Below are 25,858 nucleotides of genomic sequence, written 5' to 3' on the forward strand. Positions count from 1 at the left end.
ACTCCGTATTTAGAGGCATTCGCTTCAAAGGGAGACGATTACTTGTGTTTGACCTAGTTGTGGTGGGCGCTGGGCCGGCTGGCTCGACTGCTGCTCGGATAGCAGCCGGAATGGGCCTTAAGGTCTTAATCCTGGAAAAGGAAAAGTTTCCCCGCTACAAGCCCTGCGGGGGCGCTCTATCGGAGAGGGCGACCTCCTGGCTGGACCTTCGCCTTCCCGAGGCCGTATGCGAGAAGGCCATAACCGGAGCTCGGATCCACTACCACGAATGGGTTCAAGACAAGGTCAAGGCCTACAGACTCAGTACTCTGATCAACCGGAGCGCCTTTGACCAGTTCCTACTTCAGAAGGCAATCGAGACCGGAGCCAGTGTCTCATTCTCTCGTGTTCTGAACTACAGCAGCAAAGAGGATCATGTATCCGTTCAGACAGATGATCAGATCTATAGATCACGATTTTTGATCGTTGCCTCCGGCTGCCAGGATTCTTTAAGAAGCCGGATATCGGGAAAGGCCTCAAGAGATGATATCGGGGTCTGTCTGGTAACAGAGATCGAGGCGGATGATAGGGATATTGAGGCCAGACTGGGCAGCTTTCTTGATATTCATTTCGGGATAGCAGGCGGAGGCTATGGCTGGATCTTCCCTCACCGTGGATACTACTCCGTGGGCATAGGGGGCCTGGCATCCCAGCTTCGCCATCCCCGCATGATAATGAAAGGCTTCCTTGAGAACAACGGCTTTGACCGGGATCAGATAATTCATGGCCACACCATACCGCAAGGAGGAAAGAAGAAGAGGATCTCCCTGGGCAGGGTGCTCTTGACGGGGGACGCAGCCAGCCTGGTGGATTCCTTCTCTGGTGAGGGCATCTATTATGCTTTGCGTTCGGGAGAGATGGCGGCAAGGGCGATAGGAGAGGAGAAAGAGAGAGATGTTGCCCGGCTCTATGAGAAGAGATGCAACAAGGAGCTTGGCGAGGAGCTCAGATATGCCTTGATCCTATCCCAGGCCATGCACCGCCATCCCAAAGCCTTCTCCTGGATGCTGGAACGGCATAATGAGGTATTAGACAGGTATATTGAGATTGCTGCTGCCAAAAGGTCTTATAAGGATTTTGTGCGCTGGCTGGTGCCCAGGCTGCCCATGGGGATCTTGTCCGCCCGTTGAACCTATAAAAAAATGTCAGGTGAAGACCTCACCTGTCCTCACTTTAACCGATCTTTCCACCGGGCTTACGAAGATCCTGCCGTCCCCGAACTTGCCGGTTCGAGCAGCATCGCAGATGGCCTTCAGCACTGGATCGACAGATTCGTCAGCTACGTAAAGCTCCAGCTTGAGCTTGGTTAAGAGGTCGACATCCATTGTGCCTCCCCGGTACTGGAGCTTGATTCCTTTCTGCTCACCTCTGCCCTGGATCTCAGTGGTGGTCAGGGCGACCACGCCTATCTCCTCCAGAGCCTCTTTGACCCTCTCCAGCCTCTCCGGTCGTACTATTGCCTCGATCTTTTTCATTATCATTCACCGCCTTCAGGCATAGGCCTTCTCCCCATGCTGGGATATATCCAGGCCCACATACTCTTCGTCCTCAGTCACGCGCAAGCCCATGAACGAGTCCACCAGCTTGGCCAGGGCATATGTCACCACAAAGGCATAGACCACCGATATGCCAGCGGCCATGATCTGCACAGCGAACTGATTGAAGTTGCCCTGCAATAGGCCGGTGTAGCTGTTGACTGCGGAGGTGGCGAATATGCCCGTAGCTACCGCTCCCCACAGGCCGCCCATGCCGTGGACCGCCCAGGCATCGCAGCTCTCGTCCAGCCCCCGGCTCACCCGGAAGAGGAGGGACATATAGCAGAGGACCCCGGCCACCGCTCCGATTACCAGGGCTCCAAGCACGTCCACAAAGCCAGCGGCAGGGGTTATGGCCACCAGGCCGGCTATGCCGCCGCTCACCATTCCCAGGGCGCTGGGCTTGCCCTTCAGCCAGCTGGAGAGGAGCCAGGTCAGAGCACCGGCAGCAGCGGAGGTATTGGTCACCACCAGGGCAGAGGCAGCAAGGCCGTTCGCTCCCAGAGCGGAGCCGGCATTGAAGCCAAACCAGCCAAACCACAGCAGTCCGGCGCCCAGCATGGCCATGGGGATATTATGGGGCTCCATGACATAGGAGCCGAAGCCCACCCTCTTTCCAATCACCATCGCTATGGCCAGGGCGGAGAAGCCGGAGCTTATATGGACCACCGTCCCACCGGCAAAGTCCAGGGCCCCCATCTGAGCCAGCCAGCCACCTGCCCAGACCCAGTGGGCCAGGGGATCATAGACCAGGGTGGTCCAGAGCAGAGCGAGCACGATGAAGGAGCCAAGGCGCACCCTCTCCGCCACCGCTGAGGTGAGGATGGCCAAGGTCACCGCAGCGAAGACCATCTGGAAGGCGACGTAGAGCAGATGGGGCAGATTTCCCGCCAGTGGCGCTTCGCCCAGGCCTATGCCATTCAAGGCAAGGTAATCCAGAGCACCTATTGCTCCGCCTATATCCTGGCCAAATGAGAGGCTGTAGCCCAGGAAAACCCACTGAAGGCTGGCCAGGGCAAAGGCCAGGAAGGAGAGGCCAATCATCGATACCACAGTCTTCTTGCGCACCAGGCCGCCATAGAATAGGCCTACCCCCGGGGTCATGAGCATGACCATGGCGGTTGAGACCAAGACCCAGGCTGTGTCTCCGCTGTCTATTGGCATATTTGTATCACCTGCACCATAGCTGGCAGACTGCACCGGCCTCTAGCCATGCAGCATTGTGAGGACAATGCTCAATTGCACTCTGCCAGTTAGAGCTGTTTTTCAGGGGAATAAAAGGATATTTGATATTATTGCATAAATGATATGAAAATATCATACTGCAACTCATGGAGGCGATCTGCTATAAGGCTGCGGCAATCTATTTATCTGTGATACGCTTCTTTAATTAGGTTCACATGTCCAGGTTTGGACCTGGAAGGTGTTGGCAGCCTATGGACAACAAGTACGAGATACTCCAGGCAATCCGGGAGGCGAAGAAGCATCTCGGAGAAGGATCAGACTTTCGCATCGCTGATGTCATGGAGACAATGGAAGGCATCGCACCGTTTCTGGATAAAGAGGTCATAATTGGATTGAAATGCAAAAACTGCGATAGCTATGCACGAGGCTCATTTCCCCTGAGCAACGACTTTTGGGCGGTCGACGAAAATGAGCACTGCCATGAGAAGAAGACCTCTCTGAAGAACCTGAATGCCTTGAAGCTGGCCGGCTGCCATCAATACTCATGTCAGGAAAGGGAGGAGCTGATGAAGCTGGGCCAGGATATTCTGGATGAGGACCTCAGGCCTGGATTTAGCGATAGAAAGCTATATGATAGGAGCAAGTTCGCCAGCTACAGCGTAGACTTCCGCATGCTCTCCAATCCGGGAAATATCTGCATTGAGTTTGGGCATCTTACGGATGGCGGGTTCACCTGCAGCGATATCAGGCTTTACATCATAAAGAGGCTCGATCCGGGATTTGGAGAGGATGCCTCTCGCAAGATATCCGAGGCTTTGAAGAAAGGTCCCGTCATGGCGCTTGAGGCCAACCTACAGATCAGAAGGCAGCTTGATATTGACTATGTCCTGGAGTGGATTGCCAAAAAGCGAAAGATGGATATAGTATATCTCTAGCTCTATTTTTGATTTAGACAATAATTGATAATTAAAGGATGTTTTCGACAATGGCGCAACCGCTAGTGCCAGATACCAGCGTGGTAATAGATGGCAGAGTCTCTGCTAGGATCAAGTCTGGAGAGCTCCAGGGCAGGAGAATTGTAGTGCCCGAGGCTGTGGTGGCGGAGCTGGAAGCCCAGGCCAACCACGGCCGAGAGATCGGCCTGAAGGGATTGGAGGAGCTGAGAAAGCTCTCCGAGCTTGCCAAAGCCGGCAAGATCGAACTGGAGTATGTAGGAATCAGGCCGAACCTGGATCAGATCAAGCTCGCCGGTGGTGGAGAGATCGATGCTATGATCAGGGATGTTGCCCTGGAGCTGGGCGCCTCCTTCCTCACCAGCGATCAGGTTCAATCCCGGGTGGCAGAGGCGATGGGCCTGGATGTGGAGTACGTCCGTCCCCAAAGGGAGGCGATCAAGCCTCTGTCCCTGGATAGATACTTCACCGAGGATACCCTATCCATTCACCTCAAGGAGAGCGCAATACCCATGGCCAAGAGGGGCCATGTAGGGGACTTCTCCCTGGTCCGGCTGGGCGAAAGACCCTCATCGGAGAGGGAGCTGAGGGACCTATCCCGGGAGATATACGAACGGGCTAAAGCCGATCCAGATGGCTATGTGGAGATGGAAAAGATGGGGGCAGCGATAATCCAGATTGGGCCGATGAGGATCGCCATCGCCAAGCCGCCGTTCTCCGACGGCCTGGAGATCACCGCCGTTCGACCGGTGGCCAAGGTGAGCTTTGACTCCTACCGCCATAGCAGCATGCTCAAGACCCGCCTCAAGGAAGGTCAGAGGGGAATTCTCATCGCCGGTCCGCCAGGGTCGGGCAAGTCCACCTTCGCAGCAGGATTGGCCGAATACCTTTTGGACTGCAACTATGTGGTCAAGACTCTTGAGTCTCCTCGCGATCTGCAGGTTCCCCCGGAGATCACCCAGTACGGCCCTCTGGAGGGGAGCATGGAGGCATCGGCAGATATACTGCTCCTGGTCAGGCCCGACTATACCATCTACGATGAGGTCAGGAAGACACGCGACTTCCAGGTCTTTGCCGATATGAGGCTTGCCGGGGTGGGCATGATCGGCGTGGTCCATGCCAACAAACCCATCGATTCCCTGCAGAGGCTCCTTGGCCGGGTGGAACTGGGCATGATACCTCAGGTGGTGGACACCGTGGTCTTCATCGAGAGAGGGGAGGTCACTAAGGTTTTGGATGTGGAGTTTGTGGTCAAGGTTCCCTCGGGAATGGTGGAGGCTGATTTAGCCCGGCCGGTGATCGTGGTCAAGGACTTCGAGAGCGGCCAGGCGGAGTACGAGATGTACTCTTACGGAGAGGAGATCGTGGTGATGCCCGTCACCAGAGAGGAGAGAAAGCCCTCCTGGAATCTGGCCAGCAGGGAGATTGAGAAGGAGATCTCTCACCATGTACGTGGCCCCTTCAAGGTGGAGATGCTCACCGACTCCAGCGCAGTGATCCATGTACCTCAAGAGGATGCTGCGAGGGTGATCGGCAAGGCGGGAAAGAACATCGACCAGATCGAGAGGAGCCTGGGGATGCATATCGATGTCCGGGCAAGGGACGAGCCCTCTGTTCCTGAGCCGAGGATGGAGGAGACGGCAAAGCATATCATCCTCTGGCTGGACGGCATGGCCGGTGAGTCAGTCGATGTCTCTGTAGGGGATGAGCCCGCCTTCACCGCCACTGTGGGCCGAAGAGGAGATATCCGCATAGCCAAATCCTCGGAGATGGCCAAGAGGATCATAAAGAAGATGAAAAAGGGTGAGAGTATAGAGGTGCATAGGTCGGGATCGGAATGGAATGGATGAGATATCCAGTCAGCATCCTCATCCTCCTCTTCCTGGCAGCGGTGCTCACTCTTAACGCCAGCGCCCAGGATCCCGAACCCTGGCAGGACCAGAGAGGCAATGCCACCCCTGTTCTGATGGGAAAGAATGTAGAGGAAGCAGAAGTAGGCCAGGAGGCTACCGGGCTAAAATCCCGGCTCTTGAGCCCCATGGTCCGATGGGAGCTGGATCTGAAAGATAGCCTTGATAGGAGTGTGGAAATGGAGATGTACCAATCGAACGATGCCCTATTCGGCAAGGGCAGGATCATGGCGGACGGAATAGAGCAGAACGTCTCTGCCAGCGGTATAATCTCAGGAAACAAGCTGGATCTGGACATCCTCTCAGAAGACCTCTCGCTATTCCGCCTTTCCCTTACCATGAACGGGAAATCCATTTATGGGGACTATCATGTCCATAGTGCCAGATTTATTACCGAGAAGGGCATAGCTATGGGAAAGATTGAATAGATCGAAAAAATACGTTCTTTGTCGTATAACCATTAAGCTTATCAACTATAAAGCTCATGCCGGATCTGAATGGAGTGCCCCGGATAGCACACAGCGGGCTTAGATCCGTCCGAGATTAAATACCCAGCATCCAGATCCATTCATGAAGATCAAATATAGGTCGAGATGCCATGAGATTCAAATTGTCAATTGCATTATTCATGTTCTTCATTGCCTTTCTGGCAGTGACTGCTCTATCTGCCGATTGGACCAACCAGCAGTATCTGAGCGCTGATGAGCTGATAAGCGGCGAAGAAAAGACCTCTAAAGCTCCCACAACCCCGCAACAATCCAGAGCGCTTCGAGAGAACGAGAGCTCAATGGACTGGAGCATGCCGAAGACTCTGAGCGATACCTCAAAGGACCCCAAGGCCTCCCGAGCTGAGGCCGAGGCGGCGAGTATAGGGGCGGAGAACGAGAGTGCATCCACCGTGGACAACGCCACCTCTGAGGAGAATGCCACCGCTATGGCAGAGACTACAGAGCTTCCTCCGGCCGAGGTCGCGCTGCCCTCTTTGGGAGGAAGCTGGTCATTTGCCCTGAACGACAGCCTCCAGAGGAGCATGGCTTTGACCCTATTCCAGAAGGATGATCAGCTCTTGGGCGCGGGGAAGATGAGGGTGGAAAACAGCACCATCGATGCAACAGTATCGGGACAGGTCTACGGAAATGGAACCGCGAGGCTGGATATCATCACCATAAACCCCATTGATCTTTATATGTTTTATCTCAATCTGAACGGTGAAATGGCCAGCGGAGACTACGACGCTCTCTCTGCCAGCGGAAAGTCCTGGACAGGAGACTTTGAGGGAGTGAAGACAGCATAACTGAGGGGAGATAACGATGCCGAAAGTTCGGCATCCTCTCACTACTCTTCTTTCCCCACCTTTCTGTCTTCCGTTCGCAATCTCTTTGCTCAACCAAAGCCTTTTTTGGCAGACAGAAGATCAATAGATCACAATGCCCCCAGTTAAGCTCTCTCCCCTGATGGAGCAGTACTACCAGAATAAGAAGCTCTATCCAGATGCTCTGCTCTTATTTCGGGTGGGCGACTTTTACGAGACCTTTGCCGACGATGCAGTCATCGTTGCCCGCGATCTGAACATCACCCTCACCTCCCGGCAGAAAGACGACCAGGGAGAGAAGATCCCTCTGGCAGGGGTCCCTTATCATTCCCTCGATGCCTACCTCGCCCGGCTCATCCGGGCGGGGCATAAGGTGGCCATCTGCGACCAGGTGGAGGACCCCAAACTTGCCCGGGGTCTGGTGAAAAGAGCCATCACCCGGGTGGTGACCCCGGGAACGATAATCGAGCCCTCCATGCTGGACGAGTCCAGCAACAACTTCCTGGCGGCGATAGTGAAGGGGGATGAGAATGTGGGCCTTGCCTTTGTGGACGTTTCCACTGGCGAGTTTCTGACCACGGAGGTTCCACATAACCGCCTCTACTCCGAGCTGGCCCGTTTCCGGCCGGCGGAGTGCTTGTCAGCCTTTTCCCTCCACTGGGAGGGCACAAGCCTGCAGATCCTGGAGGAGCCCTGCTTCTCCGCGGAGAGAGCAGAGGCCGCCCTGGCCGACCGCTACGGACCGGACTGGAAGGAGAGGCTCCGGCTGGAGGGAAGGGGTTTATCCCAGAGAGCCTGCGGAGCAGTCCTCTCCTATCTGAACGCTTCTCGCTTCGACCTTCTGGGTCACTTGAAGGATGTTCAGATCTACTCGGGATCGGATTATATGGTTCTGGATGAGGTCACAGTGCGAAACCTGGAGATCACCAGAAACATCCGCGACCGCTCTCGCAGGGGCACCTTGCTGGAGTTCCTGGACCAGACTAGAACGGCCATGGGGGCGAGAACCCTTGCCCGCTGGCTGCAAATGCCCCTGCAGAGCGAGCAGGCAATAGCCCGCAGGCTGGATGGAGTAGAGGAGCTTGCCAGCAAATCCCTGCTGCACCGCAGCCTGGCTGAGGAGCTCAAGGGCACCTCTGACCTGGAGAGGCTTTTAAGCCGGATATCATGCAAATCCGCCAGCCCTAAAGAGCTGTCCGTCCTGAAGAGCACTCTGGAGATGCTGCCCCGTCTGCAGGAGATCCTCATGGATGATCAGTCCTCGGCTCAAAGCTCATATCTGCAGGATCTTTCAAGCAGGCTCTCTCCCCTGGATGATATCGTCTCCCTGATAGAGAGATCGATAATGGAGGATCCGCCCGTCCATGTTCGGGATGGGGGGGTGATCAGGGAGGGCTACGATCCGGAGATAGACCAGCTCCGGGAGCTCTTGAGGGACGGCAGAGGCTGGATCAGCCGCCTGGAGGGTTCGGAGAAGGAGAGGACGGGCATCAAATCCCTCAAAATCGCCTTTAACAATGTCTTCGGCTACTATATCGAGGTCTCGCGGGCAAACCTGCACCTGGTTCCCCAGAATTATATTCGCAAGCAGACCCTGGCCAATGGGGAGAGATTTGTGACCCCAGAGCTCAAGGATATGGAGTCTCGAGTCCTCTCCGCCCAGGAGAGGTCGGTATCTTTAGAGCAGGAGCTGTTTTATAAGGTGCGGGATCTAGTCGCCTCAAAGGCGGGAGTCATCCAGGAGAGGGCCACGGCACTGGCAGAGCTCGATGTTCTGATCTCCCTGGCCACCTCCGCTAAGGAGAACAATATGATCCGGCCGGAGTTCAATCAAGAGGGAAGAATCTCGATTCGCAGCAGCCGCCACCCGGTGCTGGATAAGGCGATGCGAGGCGCCTTTGTGCCCAATGACGTCCTATTGGACACAGATCGCAACCGTCTGATAATCCTCACCGGCCCGAACATGGCGGGCAAATCCACCTTCATGCGCCAGATAGCCCTGACGGCGATCATGGCCCAGACCGGGTCCTTTGTGCCTGCTGCCTATGCCTCCCTCTCACTGGTGGACCAGGTTTTCACCCGGGTGGGGGCATATGACGACCTGTCCGCAGGACAGAGCACGTTCATGGTGGAGATGACTGAGATCGCCCACATCCTCACTTCTGCCACCAGAAAGAGCCTGGTTCTCCTGGATGAGGTGGGCCGGGGGACAAGCACCTTCGACGGCCTGTCCCTGGCCTGGGCCATATCCGAGTACCTGCATGAGAGCATCAAATGCAAGTCCGTCTTCGCCACCCACTACCATCAGCTCACTGATCTGGAGAGCATCCTCTCCGGAGTGAGAAACTACAGCATTGCCGTAAAGGAGGATAAGGGTACGATCACCTTCCTGCGAACGGTGGTCCCGGGGGCGACGGACAAGAGCTATGGAGTGCATGTCGCCCGCCTGGCCGGGGTTCCCAGGACGGTGACAAAGAGGGCAGACCAGATCTTGAGAGAGATAGAAAAGGAGGCCCTTATGCAGCCGGGATCGGGCGGGAGAAGTCAGAGGAGATCTTCTCGCTACACCCAGCTCATATTCTTCGATGGCAATGAGGACGGGAATACGGCCGGGGAAGTGGAGAGGGATAAGAAGGATCCCATCTTAGAGGAGATCGAATCACTGGACCTGGACATGATGACCCCCAGGGAGGCTTTGGACCGCCTCGCCCAATATCAGCGGATGCAAAGGGAGAGAGAGGAAGGATAAGAGATGAAGAGGATCAGGGCCCTGGATGAGGAGACGGTAAATAAGATCGCTGCCGGTGAGGTGATCGAGAGGCCTGCTTCGGTGGTAAAGGAGCTGGTGGAAAACTCCATTGATGCCGGTGCCCATAAGGTGTTGATCGAGGTCCGAGATGGCGGAAAGAGCTTCATCAAGGTGACAGATGATGGCAGCGGCATAGATCCGGACGACCTCCCCCTAGCCTTCCAAAAGCATACCACCTCCAAGATCTCCGGGGCTCAGGACCTGGAAACGATCGGCACGTTGGGATTTCGGGGCGAGGCCCTGGCCAGCATCGCCAGCGTCTCGGAAGCGGTCGAGGTGCGGACCAAGACCAGGGATGCTCTATCTGGCAGCTATCTTCGCATAGAGAACGGAAAGGTGGCGGAGACAAAGGAGGTGGGCAGCCCTGTGGGTACATCGATCGTCGTCTGGAATCTCTTTTCTAATGTCCCGGCAAGGAGAAAACACCTCAAGGGAAGGGAGGCGAAGCTGGTCCATATCATCGATGTCATCACCGAGCTGGCCATCATCCACTACGATATCGCTTTTGAGCTATTTTCAGGCAGCCGCACTCACTTCAAATCGGCAAGATCCAATTCCTGGGACGACATCCTCTCCCGCATCTTCGGATTGAAGGCGGTGGCAGGTATGGCCCCTCTGCAGGCATCCGGCCGGGGCTGGAGAATAGAGGGTATGATCGGCGATGCCTTCAACCTTAGGGCCAGCCCGGACAGGATATTCATCTTCGTCAATGGCAGGGCAGTCTCCTCCCGGCCCATGGCCGGGGCTTTGCGAGAGGCCTACAGAAACATCATCCCTCCGGGAAAGAGCCCCATCGCCGTCCTCTCCTTAGAGATAAGCCCGGATCTGGTGGACGTGAACGTCCATCCGGCTAAAAGGGAGATCCGGTTGCTCCATGAGAATGAGATCTGCTCTGCGGTCACCCAGGAAGCTGCCCTTACCCTCTCTTCTTATGCCAAGAGCGTAGCCTCCGAACGCTTGAAGCCCAGCGATCAGATCACCGCCTCGGAGGAGACCTTGGCCCAGAATGCTATGCAGAGTACTCTTCCCCTGGATGTAGAGGAGGATACCGCTTTGGACCAAGCCCTGCCGGAAAGGGAGAAAAGATCAAGCCTGAAGATCCTGGGCCAGATCAAGAGGCTCTACATTGTGGCGGAGAGCGATCAAGGGCTGGTTCTTATCGATCAGCATGCTGCTGCAGAGCGCATTCGTTTTGAGGGGCTGGAAGAGCGATATCGGGAAGGGTTGATCCGCCAGGAGCTGGCCTGTCCGGTGACGATCGAGCTTATGGCCAGCGAGGAGATCATGCTCTCCTCCTGGAAGGAGGTCTTGGATGATATCGGCTTTGAGATCTCATCCTTTGGAGGGAGGTCCTACAGCGTCCGGTCCGTTCCAGCACTCGGCCAGAGGACCGAGAGCGCAGAATCGGTACATGACGTCTTAAAGGAGCTGTTTTTGCGGGGAAAGCCGGGGCCGGACTCGAGCCGCCGGGATGAGGTCCTCAAGCTTTTGGCCTGCCGGGGCTCCATAAAATCGGGAAAGGAACTCACCCTAAAAGAGATGGAGCAGCTGCTGCATGATCTGCAGGAATGCAGCAACCCCACAACCTGTCCCCACGGCAGGCCGGTGATGGTCATCCTGGACCAGAGCCAGCTGGAGAGGCTATTTGGCAGAAGATAATCAGGAGATGATAATATCTATGGGGAGGTCAAATGACCTCTCATGGATCTGGAAGGATTTGCCAAGCGAGGTTTGAGGAGACGGGACCGGTCGATAAAGTCCAAGCTCATCGATCTGATCAGAGAGGTAAAGGAGATCCCAAGCGATCGGGCTGCTACCCTGGCGGAAGCGGTCTTGACGGAGGCGGAAGCGACCCTTGATCCCCGGGGGGAGGTCTTCACTCTTGAGAGCGTGGGGGTCAGCATGGGCGACTTTGGGGTGGGCTCACGTGGCTCAGGCGACTTTTATACCCACACCAAGATCGCCGAGGTCATCGGCCGCACAGAAGCAGTTGTTGACTCCCGCCAGCTGGACGACTCGGGTGTGGTCCAGGCGGGGGGCAAATACATAACGGTGACCGTGGACGGCATGCACTCCCGACTGAGCGATTATCCGTTTTTGGCCGGATTTCATGTAACCCGAGCGGCCTTGCGCGATGTCTATGTCATGGGAGCCAAGCCGGTGGCCCTTCTCTCGGATGTTCATCTGGCCGATGATGGGGATGTCTCCAAGCTATTCGACCATATCGCAGGCATTGCCACGGTCTCGGAATTGATCGGCGTTCCTCTCATCACCGGGAGCACCCTGCGCATCGGTGGGGACATGGTTATCGGGGACCGACTAACCGGGTGCGTGGGGGCGGTTGGCGTCTCGGATAATCTCACCGCCAGAAAGAGCGCCCGGCCTGGAGATGTGATCATGATGACCGAGGGAGCGGGAGGGGGAACGATCTGCTCTGCTGCTCTGTACTATAACCGGCATGAGGTGGTGGATGAAACCCTGAACATCAAGTTCCTGGAGGCAAGCGAGGCGCTGCTTAAAGTTAATGCTCGGATCCATGCTATGACCGATGTGACCAACGGGGGCATCCGGGGCGACGCCAAGGAGATCTCCTATACTGCCGGGGTGAGGCTTGTCTTTGAGGAGGAGAGGATGCGCAAGCTGGTCAACCCCCGGGTGCTGGAGATGCTCAATGAGCTGAAAATCGACTATCTCGGGGTGTCCATCGATGCCCTGCTCATCATCGCCCCACCGGAGGAGGCGGAGGCGATCGCAGCCGCCATCCGGGATGTGGGGGTGAAGGTGGACGAGATCGGCAGGGTTGAGGAAGGAGAGGGAGCGTATCTGGATATCGAAGGCAAGCGGTCCGACTTCTCCCCCCGCTTCCGAGAGGCGGCCTACACTCCCATAAAAAAGGCGATCGGCCAGGAGGCGGTGCGGGATGTGGCGGAGATGACCAGGAAGGTGGATTTGGCAGCCCAAAATGCTGTGCAGAAGAAGAAGAGGTTTGTGGAGAGGATAAGGGGGGGCCAGAAAGGATTCTGAACAAATGGTAGGCTACCCGCGATTTGTTATGGGTGAATTTGAATCGGAAATTCTCCGTGTCTCTGTGACTCTGTGATAAACCGCTATGCTCTAACCCAACCACACAGTCACAGAGTAGCAGGGGCCATATTCTCTGCCTGAACTCACCCACATAATTCAACGAAGAGCCAAATAGTATTTCCAGCAGATGTGCTCAGGCGGAGCCGACAGGGAGGTGAACTTAAGAAAATTTTTATAAAGCTATTTATCTGTATAGCCTTTGCCACATGTAATAATAATAGTAAAAATTTATTGACATTAATAAACTATTTATATCATAAGCTCTCTCAATTATTACAAGGGAAAAAAATTAGGGAGGAGATAGCAATGAAAGAATCATTTGTAATGAGATTTGACGAGAGAGATATCGAGGTCGTAGAGACTCTGAAAAGCCTGGGAGTGCCAAGGAAGGTATCCAATATGATCGCATTCCTGGCCAGCGGCACAGAGGCTACCTCACGCGAGATAGAGAGGGGCTCAGATCTGCGCCAGCCGGAGGTGAGCATCGCCCTTCGCACCTTGCGCAAGAATAACTGGATCGAAGAGAAGATGTGCAGGAGCGATGGGACAGGAAGGCCGATGAAGGTCTATCGCCTCAAGACTCCCATCGAAGAGATCCTGCAGCATTACGAGCAACAAAAGATGAATGAGGCAAATCAGGCATTGCAGTCCATCCAGAGGCTGAAGTCCCTCTTCAGCGAAGCTGAATCGATATGAGATGATATAAATTCTAATTTTTTTTAAAAATTTTTAATACACGATCTTCAAATCTGTAACATCCAATCGTATATTATTAAATTAATATTCTTATTATTTCTCATTTTTAAAAAATAATAAATTGGATCATAATTATCTAAATGTTTCTGAGAGGAACGCATGTGAAAATACAATATTTATAAATACTTGATTTTATTTTATGGATGTCGGTTATCGTCATCACATATTCGCAGATGATCAACTGGAAGAGATCTTCGTATATCCGACCGATTCATTAAAATCCCTGAAACTATGTATGATACATTTTCACGATGGGGATATATAGAAGGAGGTTCCTATATTAATCAAATGTATCAGGGACCGATGCATTCCAATTTCCAGGGAGAAGTATGCAGGAACATGAGAGGCAGCAATTGGATCAGCCGTATCCCGAAGGGCCAAGAGTCGGATCGGATGCGGCTTTAGGGGTCGGCAATAATCCTATATCACACAGCTCACACCATGGTAGTGATTCATTGGCGGTCATTGAGGAAGTTATCCACAGGGCTTATTTAAACAAGCTTGTTGGTGAAGAGGGTCTTAGAATTGTAGAATGCATTCCAGAAGAGGAGATAACCGATGAGCGACTGGCTGAGCTCACTGGAATCAGCCTGAACACAGTAAGGCGTACTCTCTATCTGCTTTATGAGCACAGGCTTGCCATATACAGGCGGAAGCGAGATCCCGATTCCGGTTGGCTCACATACCTTTGGCAGCTCTGTCCGGAGAACTTCGATAAAGCCCTGCAGTCGGAGGCCAAAAGGCTGTTGCGAAAGCTGGAAGAGAGGCTAGCCTATGAGAAGGAGAACATCTTTTATGCCTGCACGGAGGGCTGTGCCAGGTTCATATTCGACGAAGCAAGCGATGCCAACTTCGTCTGCCCCTTCTGTCAGGGTAGCCTGGAGTATATGGAGAACGCAAAAGTGGTAGAGGCCATAGAAAGGCAGATCACGGATTTAAAGGCCTGCGTATGAGCCTTTCCCATGAACCCGGGGCTTGGAATACCGGCTAAGGGCGGTTTCCATTGGAGTTTCAAAGCTACAGGTTCTCCAGATTATTGCCCAGAACCGCCGTCCACCACCACCGGGCCATATCCATCAGATCTCGGCTGAATATGCCCGAGAGTCTGTACTCCCCGCCCTTATTGGTGATCATTCCCGCACCCAGCAGCTTGTTTCTCATGGCATAAAAGGCAGACCGGCTCACTTTTAGTTCGACCAAAAGCTCCCTCCATTCACTGGCCTTCAATGGATCTCCTCTCTTCTGCCTTTCCTCAACAATGACCAGGAATTTCTGCCCCCTCTCTGCGGTTGCCTCCTCCTGGAAAAGGCGCAGCATCAGCTCATGGTATGGATCTCGAGATCGGCTGATTGCATACTCCGATTTGGAGCGGACCTTTAATGTAGTGGCAGTCCTTGGGGCCTTGAGCACATTGGTCATAAGCTAGCCAGTACTGCTCTGGCTATATCTGCATATTCATCTTTCAGGGCATAGGTTCTGGGCGTACGATACGATTTCTTGTTCATGTGCAATATCCCCAAGCGGGAGCCTATGTAGCCGGTCATGGAGGCCACAACCTTCCTGGATACGTTGACCTCCTTGCTCACCTCTTCATGAAGAGATAAAACGGTAAACTCCTGAGACTGGACCATGGACTCGAGAACTACCCTCCTCAGACCATCGCTATCCAGATCGAGGAAATTCATCATTCTGCCCTGTATCTCAGATCGCTGCGATTTCATGGAACCTCCCTCCATACCACTCCCTTACATTGCTAATACTTTAGTAATATTTATTATATATATACCTTACTAATATGAATCCAGAATATATGCTATCCTTATGCTTTTGGCAAAGGATTAGGCTATCAGGATGGGTGAGATCCATTCATAATCCTTGCATCCGACCAGACTCACCGCTATTTGTTTAACTTGTAGGATTGCGAAGGATGAAAGCGGAGTCCCTTGCCATGATCAGTCTGAAAGAGAAAGGCCATAATATTGGTATGCATCGCAGCATCCATGATGCATCCTGGTCAAAGTTCATATTCATGCTTTTCTCCTGGACTTCGTACAGGGGAGCAGCTGACGGAGTCCGCTGCACGTACAAGGCTAAAAGTGCTGCTCGAAATTTGATAAAAGTAGATACCAGAGATACCACTCAAAGGTGTTCTGCTTGTGGAAGCATCGTAAAGAAAGATCTGTCGGTACGAGTGCATGAGTGCCCCTATTGCGGATTTTCATGTGATCGAGACTACAATGCTTCCAGGAACATACTCTTCGCAGAGATGGAACAGCCCCTAACGCCCATAGAACCAAAACCGCAACATCACATATCAGTGATGCAAGTTTTGGCGATGGAGTGGGAAGCTGCGCCCTTCAGGACGCGGTAGTTCACTCAATACGAGATCGTCTATGTTCTGGATTCAGGCAAGCGGATGGTTTTTGGTCCCCCGTCTGGAAGGATGATGACTTAAACCATGAGGTGCAATAAGGCTACCAGGTGGATTGAATGTCTGATTGCATAAGGTGCCAGAAGTGCGGCAAAGATGTGCCGGAGGATGAGGTCTTCGCGACAGAGGGCAAGACCTTCTGCGAGGACTGTTACATCGATGTCAACAACAGGATCCGGGTCTGCGATCCCTGGGGCGAGAGGTCGAAGAAGATATACCGGGAGAGCCACGGCCTGGAAGGGACGGACGGGCTAACCGATCAGCAAAAGGAGATCTACGAGTACATCCAGTCTCAGGGCAAGGCCACCATGGCCGATATAGGAAAGAGGTTCAACCTATCGGAAGCCGAGCTCAACAATCAGTTCGCCATCCTCAGACACTGTCAGCTCCTCAAGGGGAAGAAAGAGGGAGATTCTGTCTATATCGTGCCCTGGTAGAGCTGCCGATGCCAGCACTTCCTCTACCTCCATCACATAAACACAGGCTGGAAGCCCCGCTCTTCAGGGCGGGGAGGAAAGCCGTAAGTAGCCCACCAAAACCTTTATATCACTCAGTGACTATACTGCCTACTGATGACTGAGCAGGTGTTAACCGTCCGATGCAAGTTAAGTCCAACAGACTCCCAGGCCGAAGAGATGGAGGATACTCTGAAAGCCTTTGCGGATGCCTGCAATTGGATAAACCAGAATACGCCTGCTAAGCTCAGAAATAAGGTCCGTATTCAGGGCATTGTATACCAAGATGTTCGAGCTAAGTTTGGTCTTTCTGCCAATCTGGCAATCAGGGCTATCAATCGCGTTGCATCTAACCACAAGACTGCCATGAAGGATCATTCATCAGTTAAGAACTTTGAACCAACCAGTATAGATTATGATACTAGGATCTTTGCTTTCAGAGAGAAAGACGAAGAAATCAGCGTGACTCTTCTTAGATCGAGACAACGAATCAAGTTGGTTCTAGGCGACTATCAGCGAACCAGACTCAAGGATTCTAAACCGACAAGCGCAACGCTTTGTAAGAAAGGATCTGAATACTATATCAACATCCAGGTTAAAAGCGAAGCACCGGAGCAGATACATGTTGATACGGTCCTTGGTGTCGATCTTGGTATAACTGATATAGCTGTGACCTCCGAAGGCCAGAAGTTTGGCGGAAAGACTATCAAGCTAATCAAGAATCATTATGCGTCTATGCGTGCTGTTCTTCAACAGAAAGCCGTGAAAGGTACAAGGAGTTCAAGGCGAAGATGCCGAGAGCTTCAGCAACGACTATCAGGCAAAGAAGCACGCTACCAACGGCAGATCAACCACGAAATCAGCAAAGCCATTGTGACCAGAGCCCAGGAGATTCCTGCAAAGATAGCTCTGGAAGATCTAACCGGAATTAGAGAAGGCGTCAACCAGAAAGCAGGAAAAAACCATAGACGAAGAGTCAATGGTTGGGCCTTCTACCAGCTTAAGGAGTTCCTTAGCTATAAGGCTCTCGCGGCTGGTGTTCCTCTGGTTCTGGTGGACCCCGCATACACCAGCCAGACGTGCCATCAGTGCGGTGAGCATGGAATCAGGAACGGCAAGAGCTTCAAGTGTCCTGTGTGTGGCTGGTCGGGCGATGCTGATTTCAATGGTGCTAAGAATATAGCTTTCTTGGGCCGCTATGTAGACCGGCCTGGAGGCTCGGAAGGACTTCCAAGCATCAAGGCAGTCCTTTCAGGGCTACTGAAAGCTCCGGTCTTTAGGCCGGAGTAGTTTACCAAAACCATTTAATATGGAGAATGTATAACAAAGGCCTGATCTATGATATCGAAAATTGGGCTGAATTGGCCTGTAATGGAGATATGACGGCATGCGAAGGATGTTTTCAATTTGGGCCGAGGGCTCTTTTTTAAAGGGGACTTCTCTCAAAGCGTTGCTCACTGCAATCGTAGCTGTGCTAGGGCTCTTTGCATGGACCATTTCACCCGTATTGGCATTCTTGGCACTATTTGGTGCAGTCGGACTCCTGCCCATTGAACGCAGGGTGCGCACAAGCTTAGCAATAATCGGATGCATTTCAATAGTTATAGGCGCAGCCCTGGCAACGATGGATTTTCCTCTCTCCCAGATAGCCGCGCTCAAGCTGATGGGCTCGCCAGTTCAAGCGGCCGTCTCCGGGGGTCTTTGATCCGAATCTTATTTAATAGAATGGTCAACAGGTTCCCCTGAGTCTTCACCTGATTACGGTTGCTTCATCCTGCCCCCCCATTCCATAAAAGGATGATAATAAAAATAACCCAAACAATCAGCATGCTTAACCCAAGCGATGCTCCTGCAAACACTAATCCCTCATCAGCATCCATATCCTCTCAGTCCCCTAAATAACAGCATCTATTACCGTGGTTACATATATCCACAGGGTAATGAGTGCCATCAGGATATAACCAAGTGATTGAACTCGCATACTATCACCATTGAAACTTATAGTTACTTATATTAGATAGCTCTTCGGCTCAGCTCTCTTCTTTGCTCTGCCTTCATTTCATCGATCCTATAGTAGTATCTCCGCTATATCGCATACTCATTCCTCCTTCGCTGAGACTAAGAGAAAATCCACTGGTATAGCAACTCCACGATCAAGTAGAACGCCAGGAATAAGAGCGCCAGCATCACAGATACTCCAATAAACACTCTCTCTTCCTTTTCTCCTCCTAATAGAGAGAAATCAGCCGCTATCCTCTTGACATTGCCGTCCATCCAGTTTGAGAAGCTCGTTAAAGGCCCCTTTACGAACCATATGAACTTCCCCCCAGCAAGTCTCAAAGGCCAGTCTGTATCGAGACTAATCGTCCTCCCCTCTGGAGGATATATTCCTGAGGTTATGAGAAGGAAGAACGCAAATGAAGCGAATAACAGCAGTTGAAGTGATTCTATAACATGGGGCGCTGTGTACGCATCGAAATCAACAGGGTAGGGGAGAAGCTGGTATAGTGGATACGGATACAGGCCTATGAAGATGCATAAGAATGCCATTATCCCCATGCCGAATAGCATATTGAGTGGTGGATCCTTTACCCGCAGGCCTGAGTCTTGGCCAAAGAAGGTGAAGAATGGAACCTTTATGCCTGCATGTTCGAAAACGCCTGCAGAGGCAAGCTGCAAGAGAACATAGACTATTGCCAGACCCCCAAATGCAGATGCTTGAACGACCATGGCTTTGGTCACAAAACCGGAAAAAAGAGGAAATGCCGAAATTGATGCCGCTCCCACTAAACAGAAAATGGTAGTTAACGGCATGGTCTTATATAATCCGCCAAGGTCGGTGATCTTTGCAGTTCCCGTCCTAAAAAGCACGCTTCCCACGCTCATAAAGAGCAGTGACTTATAGATGATATGGGCAAAAGCGTGAGAAGTCGCGCCATTGAGGGAAAGAGCTGTGCCCATTCCTATGCCGCATAGCATGAAACCCACCTGGTTGATGAGGCTATAGGAGAGAACCCTCCTCAAGTTATTCTCCAGGACGGCATAAAATATAGGATATATAACCATAATTGCCCCCAGCCACATCAAAGGCCCAAAACCAGTGAAACCCCTCGCTAAAACATACACGGCGGACTTGGTTGTAAAGATGCTCAAATATACAGATCCCGTAACAGTTGACTCGGGATAAGCATCAGGTAGCCAGGCATGCAGCGGAGGAACGCCAGCATTTATAATAAACCCTAAGAAGATTAACATAGCAGCCAGATAAGTACTGCCCGAATTCCAGCCAATGGCATCAAAGGTTATTGAGCCAGTGCTGGCTATATATATGACAATTCCTGCCAGAAGGATTATGCCTCCAGCAATGTGCCACATGATATATCTAAACCCGGCACTATGCGCGTTCTCCGTCGCACCATGCCAGATAACGAGCATGGACGCGACCGACATTATCTCCCAGAAGAAATATAAGGTTATTAAGTCACCGGCAAAGACTACTCCCAGCGCACTTCCCGCATATACTAGCTGGCACATATGTTCGCTGCTACTTTTTACATGAAGCGAATAGATCATGACCGGGACGGAGGCCAGGCTAAATGCCAATGCGAATAGAAAGCTCAGTTTATCCACTCTTCCGAAGACGAGATCGTATCCCAAGAATGGCAGATGCCATGAAGAGAAGGGAATTTCTCCAAACACTCCCGTATACATGAGTATTACGTCTATTAGCGCTGCTAAGGGAGGAATAATTAAATATGCCTGCTTCCACTTACCTTTGAAGAGCGGTATGAGCAACGCTCCTATGATCAGTATAAATCCAGGATGCAACCAGCCGATCATCAGCTTCACACCCCCTTCTTCTTATAATAGTCCTCATCTTTCGAGAGCCAAAGACGCAATCCCTTGGCGGCATAGATGAGGAAGGTGAATGCAGAGAAACCGAATATAGCATAAAATGCCGTCACTTCTTGCCATGCGAACTCGACGGGCCACTGAACAAATAAGCCAGCTATTACCATTATTATGAGGGAGAACGCAACGATTGTGAGGAATAGGTTCCCGTGCCGGTGACGTGGCTCAGCGGTCCCGAGAAAGAGAAATACATATCCAATAATGCCCAATATGGCGAGAACTGCGAGTAATAAATCCACTTTCATCATCTCCTCATCTTGGATATAATTGATCCCTCATTTCCAATAATTATCATAACATACCCATAGCTACTGATATCACGAATGCAGAGAATAACAGCGTCACAACTAGCAAGGCCCAACCGAGCATCTCCGAGGGAAAGCCGTAATAGGTATGCCAAAAGTACTCGCTTCTCGCCCTCGTTTCCCTCTCTTCTTCTGCGGTATTTTCCATCGATCTCTCTCCTGACATCCCATCATCATCTCTCTTATCTTACTTTTATCAGCCAGACATCTTCCTTTCCTGCGCCATAAGACTCGGTGACGCCGGTTATGATATAGCCACCATCCCGCGTCTCCTGCACGGAATTTCCCCAGTCATTGCGGGTGCCGCCAAACGTCTCATTCCACAGCTCAATCCCCTCTGAATCGGTTTTTATCAACCATACACGCCCAATATTGTCAGAGTTGAACAGCCGGGAATAGCTACCAACATTGTCGATAGTTGTGGTGTTATAACCGGTGACGATATACCCGCCATCTCTCGTCTGCTGCACAGAAGCACCGGAGTCAAAATTGCTCCCCCCAAAGGTTCTATCCCATTCTCGGTCTCCCTTCGAGTCGGTCTTTATTAGCCAGACATCTCCTTTTCCCGCACCAAAGGACTCTGTTAAGCCAGCAATGATATACCCGCCATCTTCCGTTTCCTGCACTGACAAACCCAAATCCCGGTTAGGTCCACCGAAGGTTTTGAGCCAATCCCAATGCAGCTTCGAATTGGTCTTTATCAGCCATACATCCTCTTTGCCGGATCCAGAAGACGGTGTGTAACCTGTAATGATATAGCCGCCGTCTTTGGTCAGCCCGATCGATGCAGCCTCTGAATCCGCTCTGCCCGTGGCCATATCCAGCTGCTTGTTTCCTTGCGAATCGATCTTGATGATCCAGGCCTTCTTGCCATTGGTAAATGACGTGTAACCTGCTATGATGTACCCATCATCATTGGTTTGTTGCACTGAGAACCCCAAATCCTCGCCGGATCCTCCAAAGGTTCGATCCCACAAGACATTCCCCTTTGCATCGGTCTTTAAAATCCATAAGTCATAACTGCCGATAATCCAAAAGGACTTCTTTCCTCCCACGATGATGTACCCCTCATCCTTAGTTTGCTGGACGAAAAAGCCCAGATCTTTTCCCAGGCCGCCGTATGTTCTATCCCATTCCTTTTGTCCCTCCGCATCCGTTTTTATCAGCCAGAGATCTCCCCTGTGCTGGACTTTGATAAGCCAGGAAAATGGTGCATCGGCGCCATAAGAGGAGGTATAGCCGGTAATGATGTAGCCGCCATCCTTGGTTTGCTGGCCATAGGTGCCCACATCGTCACTGGAGCCGCCATAGGTTCTGTTCCATTCCTCTTGAGGAATTGGGCCGCTGAGGGATGTGTTAAGCTGGCCGGAAGTCATAGTATCGGGATTGGCTGATGCTAAGCATATCGCCATCCACAGCACAATCACAAATCTCCCTATAATCATGCATCCCCCTTATGTCCGAATCGATGCATTCTCCATATTTTCTATCATCAATCCCAATATATCTGCCTATAATTATCATTCTGATGCTGTCTTGGATTATTCTTTCATACACCTCCGAACAGCTCTGATATAGCCATTTTTGCCAAATCATATATATAGAACATATTTGGATATATGAAAAATATTAGGGAAAAAATTGCAGTTATTGTCAAGGGGACGACCACCAACGGTGGTGCCTCCTTCATCTTTTCTTCTCCAAATACGCTGATATCCTCAGCAGGTTTCTTGAAGAAAGCTGTCAGTATTATAGGAAAGAAATAAACTATATCCAGCAAAGAGCTTATCAGGATGACTGCTAAGAATATCATCCCATATGGAGAGCCCACTGCCCATGCGCCCAGGCAGAGATACAATTTGCTGATAAATCCGCAAACGGGGGGAATTCCCGCCATGCCTATGGCAGCTATGCTGAATGCGAGCATGGTCAGGGGCATCCTCTTCCCTATTCCCGCCATCTCGCTTATTCTCGTCTTACCTGTAGCCACCAATATGGCACCGGCACAAAGGAAGAGGGTTATCTTCATGTATCCGTGGAATGGGATATGTAACATCGCCCCTTGCATGCTGTCTCTGGTCAGCAATGCCGCACCCAAGATTATGTAGGATAACTGGCTTATGGTGGAGTAGGCTAGCCTCCTCTTGAGGTTGTCCTGGGTGATGGCGAAGAAGGAGGCAACGATCATGGTGAAGCCGGCAATGCCTGCCAGGATCAGCCAAAGCCCCAGCTCCTGCATCAGGTCCATACCTATGACGTAGCCTACTATGCGCACGATTCCAAAGACTCCCGCCTTGACCACAGCCACGGCGTGCAGTAGCGCGCTCACGGGCGAAGGTGCAATCATCGCCGAGGGCAGCCAGGAATGAAAGGGCATCCACGCCGCCTTCATAAATCCTAGAAGGAAGGCGAAGAATAGCACGGTTACTACCAGTGGTGAGGCATCAGCGAGTTGCCTTATCCCGCTGGGGGTAAAATCCTTAGTGCCTGCCAGGTAATAAGTGATCATGATGCCGAAAAGGAGGAAGGCGCCTGCTGGCATCAGATAGGCCAGGTACTTATGCCCTGCCCGCAGTGCCTCCGGCGTCTGCTCATGAATCACCAGTGGGTAGGTAGAGACTGTTATTATCTCAAAAAATATGAACAGAGTAACCAAATTTGCCGATAACGCAACACCCACCGCACCCATTATGGCAAAGCAGAATGAGAAGTAGTATCTAGTTTGAGCATGCTCCTTGAGCGTTCGCATATATCCTATGGAGTAAATGGAGACCAGCACCCAGAGGGAGGATGCAGTTATGGCGAAGATTTCGCCAAAGGCATCAACCTTGAATCCAATATAGATATCCTTGAACATCGACTGGAATAAGATGAGTTTTATCGTCTCTCCTTTCACGATCAATGGTGCCATGGACAGAACGAGCAGGAACATCGCTAAGCTTGCGGCTATTGTCCAAGCCTCTCTTATGTTGGGATGATTCCGGGATGGCAGAATTAAAGCGGCCGCGATCGCTGGGCACAGGATGGCAAAAAGCGGCGTCATTAGCTCCATTAGAGCGTCACCCCCATTCTCAGATTCGATAATATGTGATTAATCAAAGGCATAGGAATATTTGTGAGCCAGATGATGCCCATTATGATACAAAGAGACGCCAGGATCAGTATCGGTGCAACCATAGAGAGCGGGAGAGATTTGCCCGTTTCTCTGACCTCTGCCGCATTCTCTGTCCCCTTGTGCTTCACAAAGTACATTTGATCAATCACCCTCCAAAAATATACCAGGTTGAGGAGGCCGCTTAGCAGCAATACGGCCACGAAGGGGTATTGTGCGGCATCCAGGGAGGCAACAATCAAGAAAAGCTTGGATGCGAACCCCGCAGTAAGCGGAATTCCTATCATCGAGAGTGCGGCAATAGTAAAGGCTGCACAGACATGCGGCATCTTTTTCCCGAGGCCCTCAAAGTCCCTTATGTCCCTCAGTCCCTCTTGCTGACTGATAGCGCCGGCGCACATGAAGAGACAGCCTTTCCCGATGGCATGATTTAGTATGTGAGCCGCAACGCCAACCAGCCCCCAAGGAGATAAGGGAGACAGCCCCAACCCCAAGAGTATATACCCCATTTGTGATACCGAGGAGTAGGCGAGCATTCTCTTCAGATTTCTCTGCTTAATGGCCCAAATTGAACCGGCCAATATGGCTATCGCCGCAACCCAGCATATCAACAAATCTAGACCGATATAATGTCTAATGAAATCCAATGTAAAGACGGAGTAAAACATCCTAAGAAGCATGTAAAACATGACCTTCACATGCACTGAAGCCATCATTGAGCTTATAGTGGACGGCGCATAGGTATACACATCGGGCTGCCATAAATGAAGAGGGAAAATATATGCCTTTATCATAACACCCACAACAATCATGGCAAAGCCCATTTGAACTGCTCTACTGTCATATACGAGTGGAAGCAAAAGCCTCATATCAGCGAAATTGAGGGTGCCCGTGACGGAATAAATCCAACCAACGCCAAAGATGTATAAGACTGCACCGATGGAACCCATTATCACATAATTATAAGCCGGCCGCAATGCTCTTCCACCGGCCACAGCTATCAATGCATATGCGGTCAAGGACGCAATCTCCAACCATATGAACATGTTGAACAGGTCACCAGTAACGGTTATTCCGTACATCCCGGCAGCCATGAGCTGGACAAGGGTATAGAAGGTGACATGCTTCCTTTCCTCTATCTCATGCCTTACGTTACTGTAGTTTCCAAGTTTTTGATTTTGCATACGCAATGCAGTCGAGAGGTAAAGCAAATGTTATTAAATAACAAGATATTAGCACAAAAAAGATATCTATCACTGGTCAATTATGTGGGAATCGGATTCAGTTTATAAAGTTGGTGGTTGAAATGAAAAACTTGGAAAGTACAGTTACGTTACCACGAGAATATATTAATCCTAATATAACTATTGATATAACTATGATCAGCAGGTAGGCATTCATCGCATCTACAACGTACTCAATGCCCCAGGGCGGCCTCCACCCCCCCAGCCAGTAGCGGATGGGTCCCACTGTAAGGACATGATCCAATATGAATAGAGACATGATGAGGAAGACCGAGTTCATGGCCAAAGACATGAAGAAGGGCAGCCTCCTGCTCGTGTATCCAGCAAGCAGCATAGTAAAGCCACAAAACAATGCCAGTCCGACTATGAGCACGGGGAAATGTTCAACTGGATACATTTCTCACATCACCCCCCCACTCGCTCAAATTCCTTCTCTTTCTCTATTATCTCGTCCTCTTCTATGGTCCCATACTTTTGATATATTCTTATCACAATGGCTAGGGCGACTGCGGTTGTGGCTGCGCTCACCACAATTCCCGTCAGCATCAGCACATTAGGCAGCGGATTAACGTATATGTAGCCTTTCTCTGCTGCTTGTTCCCATAAAATGGGCGGAGTTCCCGTTTTCAATCCCCAGGTGGTTAAAATATTCCGCCCCACATCTCCAAGGGATACAAACCAAAGGAACATAGCCGTCTGAAATATGCTTAAGCCGATGAGCTTTTTAAGCAAGTTCTCCTTTACTATCGTTGCAGTAAGGCCTATGATGATGATGAGCATGGCAATCCAGAAATTATATTTTTCGAGGACGTGTTG

26 protein-coding genes are annotated in these 25,858 nt (G+C 51.5%); 14 read left to right on the plus strand and 12 right to left on the minus strand.

Annotated features, from left to right (window positions below; all coding sequences use genetic code 11):
- Positions 1-44: 44 nt before the first annotated feature.
- Complete coding sequence (locus MCON_RS06685) at positions 45-1,169, plus strand: geranylgeranyl reductase family protein (RefSeq protein WP_013719251.1); 1,125 nt, start codon at positions 45-47, stop codon at positions 1,167-1,169.
- A gap of 15 nt (positions 1,170-1,184) precedes the next feature.
- Here the strand turns inward: MCON_RS06685 and MCON_RS06690 are convergent, their stop codons facing one another.
- Together MCON_RS06690 and MCON_RS06695 are read right to left on the minus strand one after the other, a co-directional pair.
- The gene (locus MCON_RS06690) at positions 1,185-1,514 is read right to left on the minus strand and encodes a P-II family nitrogen regulator (protein ID WP_048132997.1); all 330 of its coding nucleotides are present in this window, start codon (positions 1,512-1,514) and stop codon (positions 1,185-1,187) included.
- Positions 1,515-1,529: 15 nt separating this feature from the next.
- Positions 1,530-2,738: an ammonium transporter gene (locus tag MCON_RS06695; RefSeq protein WP_013719253.1), complete on the minus strand. Its 1,209-nt coding sequence runs from the start codon at positions 2,736-2,738 to the stop codon at positions 1,530-1,532.
- 272 nt (positions 2,739-3,010) lie between these two features.
- Here MCON_RS06695 and MCON_RS06700 point away from each other — a divergent pair, with 272 nt between their 5' ends.
- From MCON_RS06700 to tfe, 9 genes are all read left to right on the plus strand, one after another.
- The gene (locus tag MCON_RS06700) at positions 3,011-3,694 is read left to right on the plus strand and encodes a hypothetical protein (protein WP_013719254.1); all 684 of its coding nucleotides are present in this window, start codon (positions 3,011-3,013) and stop codon (positions 3,692-3,694) included.
- 50 nt (positions 3,695-3,744) lie between these two features.
- Entirely contained in the window at positions 3,745-5,562 is a 1,818-nt protein-coding gene (locus MCON_RS06705; protein ID WP_013719255.1) for a PINc/VapC family ATPase, read from the plus strand.
- Entirely contained in the window at positions 5,559-6,050 is a 492-nt protein-coding gene (locus MCON_RS06710; protein WP_013719256.1) for a hypothetical protein, read from the plus strand. The genes MCON_RS06705 and MCON_RS06710 overlap by 4 nt, the downstream gene beginning before the upstream one ends.
- Before the next feature lie 182 nt (positions 6,051-6,232).
- Positions 6,233-6,916: a hypothetical protein gene (locus MCON_RS06715; protein WP_013719257.1), complete on the plus strand. Its 684-nt coding sequence runs from the start codon at positions 6,233-6,235 to the stop codon at positions 6,914-6,916.
- A gap of 133 nt (positions 6,917-7,049) precedes the next feature.
- Positions 7,050-9,683, plus strand: coding sequence for a DNA mismatch repair protein MutS (mutS, locus tag MCON_RS06720; RefSeq protein ID WP_013719258.1), 2,634 nt, complete (start codon positions 7,050-7,052; stop codon positions 9,681-9,683).
- A 3-nt stretch (positions 9,684-9,686) separates the two neighbouring features.
- Positions 9,687-11,402, plus strand: coding sequence for a DNA mismatch repair endonuclease MutL (gene mutL / locus MCON_RS06725; protein WP_013719259.1), 1,716 nt, complete (start codon positions 9,687-9,689; stop codon positions 11,400-11,402).
- Between the two features lie 42 nt (positions 11,403-11,444).
- A complete protein-coding gene (locus MCON_RS06730; protein ID WP_013719260.1) occupies positions 11,445-12,767 on the plus strand; it encodes an AIR synthase-related protein in 1,323 nt (440 codons plus the stop codon).
- Positions 12,768-13,133: 366 nt separating this feature from the next.
- Positions 13,134-13,523 (plus strand): hypothetical protein, encoded by a 390-nt coding sequence (locus MCON_RS06735; RefSeq protein ID WP_013719261.1) that lies wholly within the window; start codon positions 13,134-13,136, stop codon positions 13,521-13,523.
- 515 nt (positions 13,524-14,038) lie between these two features.
- Complete coding sequence (gene tfe / locus MCON_RS06740) at positions 14,039-14,536, plus strand: transcription factor E (protein ID WP_013719262.1); 498 nt, start codon at positions 14,039-14,041, stop codon at positions 14,534-14,536.
- A 64-nt stretch (positions 14,537-14,600) separates the two neighbouring features.
- Here tfe and MCON_RS06745 read toward each other — a convergent pair whose 3' ends face one another.
- Together MCON_RS06745 and MCON_RS06750 are read right to left on the minus strand one after the other, a co-directional pair.
- Positions 14,601-15,002, minus strand: a complete 402-nt coding sequence (locus tag MCON_RS06745; RefSeq protein ID WP_013719263.1) for a hypothetical protein — start codon at positions 15,000-15,002, stop codon at positions 14,601-14,603.
- A complete protein-coding gene (locus tag MCON_RS06750) occupies positions 14,999-15,304 on the minus strand; it encodes a DUF2551 domain-containing protein (RefSeq protein WP_013719264.1) in 306 nt (101 codons plus the stop codon). The genes MCON_RS06745 and MCON_RS06750 overlap by 4 nt, the downstream gene beginning before the upstream one ends.
- 206 nt (positions 15,305-15,510) lie before the next feature.
- Here MCON_RS06750 and MCON_RS06755 point away from each other — a divergent pair, with 206 nt between their 5' ends.
- The 4 genes from MCON_RS06755 (at position 15,511) to MCON_RS06770 (ending at position 18,174) form a co-directional block, all read left to right on the plus strand.
- Positions 15,511-15,954 carry a zinc ribbon domain-containing protein gene (locus tag MCON_RS06755; protein WP_048132043.1) on the plus strand — a complete coding sequence of 148 codons (444 nt, stop codon included), beginning with the start codon at positions 15,511-15,513 and terminating at the stop codon, positions 15,952-15,954.
- Positions 15,955-16,073: 119 nt separating this feature from the next.
- The gene (locus MCON_RS06760) at positions 16,074-16,451 is read left to right on the plus strand and encodes an LIM domain-containing protein (protein ID WP_013719265.1); all 378 of its coding nucleotides are present in this window, start codon (positions 16,074-16,076) and stop codon (positions 16,449-16,451) included.
- A gap of 135 nt (positions 16,452-16,586) precedes the next feature.
- The gene (locus MCON_RS06765; RefSeq protein WP_048132045.1) at positions 16,587-17,759 is read left to right on the plus strand and encodes an RNA-guided endonuclease InsQ/TnpB family protein; all 1,173 of its coding nucleotides are present in this window, start codon (positions 16,587-16,589) and stop codon (positions 17,757-17,759) included.
- A gap of 97 nt (positions 17,760-17,856) precedes the next feature.
- On the plus strand, positions 17,857-18,174 hold the full coding sequence (locus MCON_RS06770; RefSeq protein WP_013719267.1) for a DUF1646 family protein: 318 nt from the start codon (positions 17,857-17,859) through the stop codon (positions 18,172-18,174).
- Positions 18,175-18,587: 413 nt separating this feature from the next.
- On the opposite strand, the gene MCON_RS06775 is transcribed toward MCON_RS06770, so the two are convergent.
- From MCON_RS06775 to MCON_RS06810, 8 genes are all read right to left on the minus strand, one after another.
- Positions 18,588-20,309 (minus strand): Na(+)/H(+) antiporter subunit D, encoded by a 1,722-nt coding sequence (locus MCON_RS06775; protein WP_048132998.1) that lies wholly within the window; start codon positions 20,307-20,309, stop codon positions 18,588-18,590.
- Between the two features lie 5 nt (positions 20,310-20,314).
- A complete protein-coding gene (locus tag MCON_RS06780; protein ID WP_048132048.1) occupies positions 20,315-20,629 on the minus strand; it encodes a hypothetical protein in 315 nt (104 codons plus the stop codon).
- Positions 20,630-20,672: 43 nt separating this feature from the next.
- A complete protein-coding gene (locus tag MCON_RS16090) occupies positions 20,673-20,834 on the minus strand; it encodes a hypothetical protein (protein WP_157863711.1) in 162 nt (53 codons plus the stop codon).
- Positions 20,835-20,868: 34 nt separating this feature from the next.
- The gene (locus MCON_RS06785) at positions 20,869-22,098 is read right to left on the minus strand and encodes a hypothetical protein (RefSeq protein WP_052297609.1); all 1,230 of its coding nucleotides are present in this window, start codon (positions 22,096-22,098) and stop codon (positions 20,869-20,871) included.
- 137 nt (positions 22,099-22,235) lie between these two features.
- On the minus strand, positions 22,236-23,738 hold the full coding sequence (locus MCON_RS06795; RefSeq protein WP_013719271.1) for a monovalent cation/H+ antiporter subunit D family protein: 1,503 nt from the start codon (positions 23,736-23,738) through the stop codon (positions 22,236-22,238).
- Positions 23,738-24,982: a proton-conducting transporter transmembrane domain-containing protein gene (locus MCON_RS06800; RefSeq protein WP_052297536.1), complete on the minus strand. Its 1,245-nt coding sequence runs from the start codon at positions 24,980-24,982 to the stop codon at positions 23,738-23,740. The genes MCON_RS06795 and MCON_RS06800 overlap by 1 nt, the downstream gene beginning before the upstream one ends.
- Positions 24,983-25,079: 97 nt before the next feature.
- A complete protein-coding gene (locus MCON_RS06805; protein ID WP_048132053.1) occupies positions 25,080-25,439 on the minus strand; it encodes a hypothetical protein in 360 nt (119 codons plus the stop codon).
- Between the two features lie 8 nt (positions 25,440-25,447).
- Positions 25,448-25,822 carry a sodium:proton antiporter gene (locus MCON_RS06810; RefSeq protein ID WP_202795834.1) on the minus strand — a complete coding sequence of 125 codons (375 nt, stop codon included), beginning with the start codon at positions 25,820-25,822 and terminating at the stop codon, positions 25,448-25,450.
- Between the last annotated feature and the right edge of the window lie 36 nt (positions 25,823-25,858).

This window comes from Methanothrix soehngenii GP6, from assembly GCF_000204415.1.
GTDB classification, from domain to species: Archaea; Halobacteriota; Methanosarcinia; order Methanotrichales; family Methanotrichaceae; genus Methanothrix; species Methanothrix soehngenii.

Coding starts and splice junctions, on each gene's coding strand:
- MCON_RS06690 (WP_048132997.1), bottom strand. CDS start 1,514: ATGAAAAAGATCGAGGCAATAGTACGACCGGAGAGGCTGGAGAGGGTC.
- MCON_RS06695 (WP_013719253.1), bottom strand. CDS start 2,738: ATGCCAATAGACAGCGGAGACACAGCCTGGGTCTTGGTCTCAACCGCC.
- MCON_RS06700 (WP_013719254.1), top strand. CDS start 3,011: ATGGACAACAAGTACGAGATACTCCAGGCAATCCGGGAGGCGAAGAAG.
- MCON_RS06705 (WP_013719255.1), top strand. CDS start 3,745: ATGGCGCAACCGCTAGTGCCAGATACCAGCGTGGTAATAGATGGCAGA.
- MCON_RS06710 (WP_013719256.1), top strand. CDS start 5,559: ATGAGATATCCAGTCAGCATCCTCATCCTCCTCTTCCTGGCAGCGGTG.
- mutS (WP_013719258.1), top strand. CDS start 7,050: ATGCCCCCAGTTAAGCTCTCTCCCCTGATGGAGCAGTACTACCAGAAT.
- mutL (WP_013719259.1), top strand. CDS start 9,687: ATGAAGAGGATCAGGGCCCTGGATGAGGAGACGGTAAATAAGATCGCT.
- MCON_RS06730 (WP_013719260.1), top strand. CDS start 11,445: ATGGATCTGGAAGGATTTGCCAAGCGAGGTTTGAGGAGACGGGACCGG.
- MCON_RS06735 (WP_013719261.1), top strand. CDS start 13,134: ATGAAAGAATCATTTGTAATGAGATTTGACGAGAGAGATATCGAGGTC.
- MCON_RS06745 (WP_013719263.1), bottom strand. CDS start 15,002: ATGACCAATGTGCTCAAGGCCCCAAGGACTGCCACTACATTAAAGGTC.
- MCON_RS06750 (WP_013719264.1), bottom strand. CDS start 15,304: ATGAAATCGCAGCGATCTGAGATACAGGGCAGAATGATGAATTTCCTC.
- MCON_RS06755 (WP_048132043.1), top strand. CDS start 15,511: ATGAAAGCGGAGTCCCTTGCCATGATCAGTCTGAAAGAGAAAGGCCAT.
- MCON_RS06760 (WP_013719265.1), top strand. CDS start 16,074: ATGTCTGATTGCATAAGGTGCCAGAAGTGCGGCAAAGATGTGCCGGAG.
- MCON_RS06765 (WP_048132045.1), top strand. CDS start 16,587: ATGACTGAGCAGGTGTTAACCGTCCGATGCAAGTTAAGTCCAACAGAC.
- MCON_RS06770 (WP_013719267.1), top strand. CDS start 17,857: ATGCGAAGGATGTTTTCAATTTGGGCCGAGGGCTCTTTTTTAAAGGGG.
- MCON_RS06775 (WP_048132998.1), bottom strand. CDS start 20,309: ATGATCGGCTGGTTGCATCCTGGATTTATACTGATCATAGGAGCGTTG.
- MCON_RS06780 (WP_048132048.1), bottom strand. CDS start 20,629: ATGATGAAAGTGGATTTATTACTCGCAGTTCTCGCCATATTGGGCATT.
- MCON_RS16090 (WP_157863711.1), bottom strand. CDS start 20,834: ATGGAAAATACCGCAGAAGAAGAGAGGGAAACGAGGGCGAGAAGCGAG.
- MCON_RS06785 (WP_052297609.1), bottom strand. CDS start 22,098: ATGGCGATATGCTTAGCATCAGCCAATCCCGATACTATGACTTCCGGC.
- MCON_RS06795 (WP_013719271.1), bottom strand. CDS start 23,738: ATGGAGCTAATGACGCCGCTTTTTGCCATCCTGTGCCCAGCGATCGCG.
- MCON_RS06800 (WP_052297536.1), bottom strand. CDS start 24,982: ATGCAAAATCAAAAACTTGGAAACTACAGTAACGTAAGGCATGAGATA.
- MCON_RS06805 (WP_048132053.1), bottom strand. CDS start 25,439: ATGTATCCAGTTGAACATTTCCCCGTGCTCATAGTCGGACTGGCATTG.
- MCON_RS06810 (WP_202795834.1), bottom strand. CDS start 25,822: ATGCTCATCATCATCATAGGCCTTACTGCAACGATAGTAAAGGAGAAC.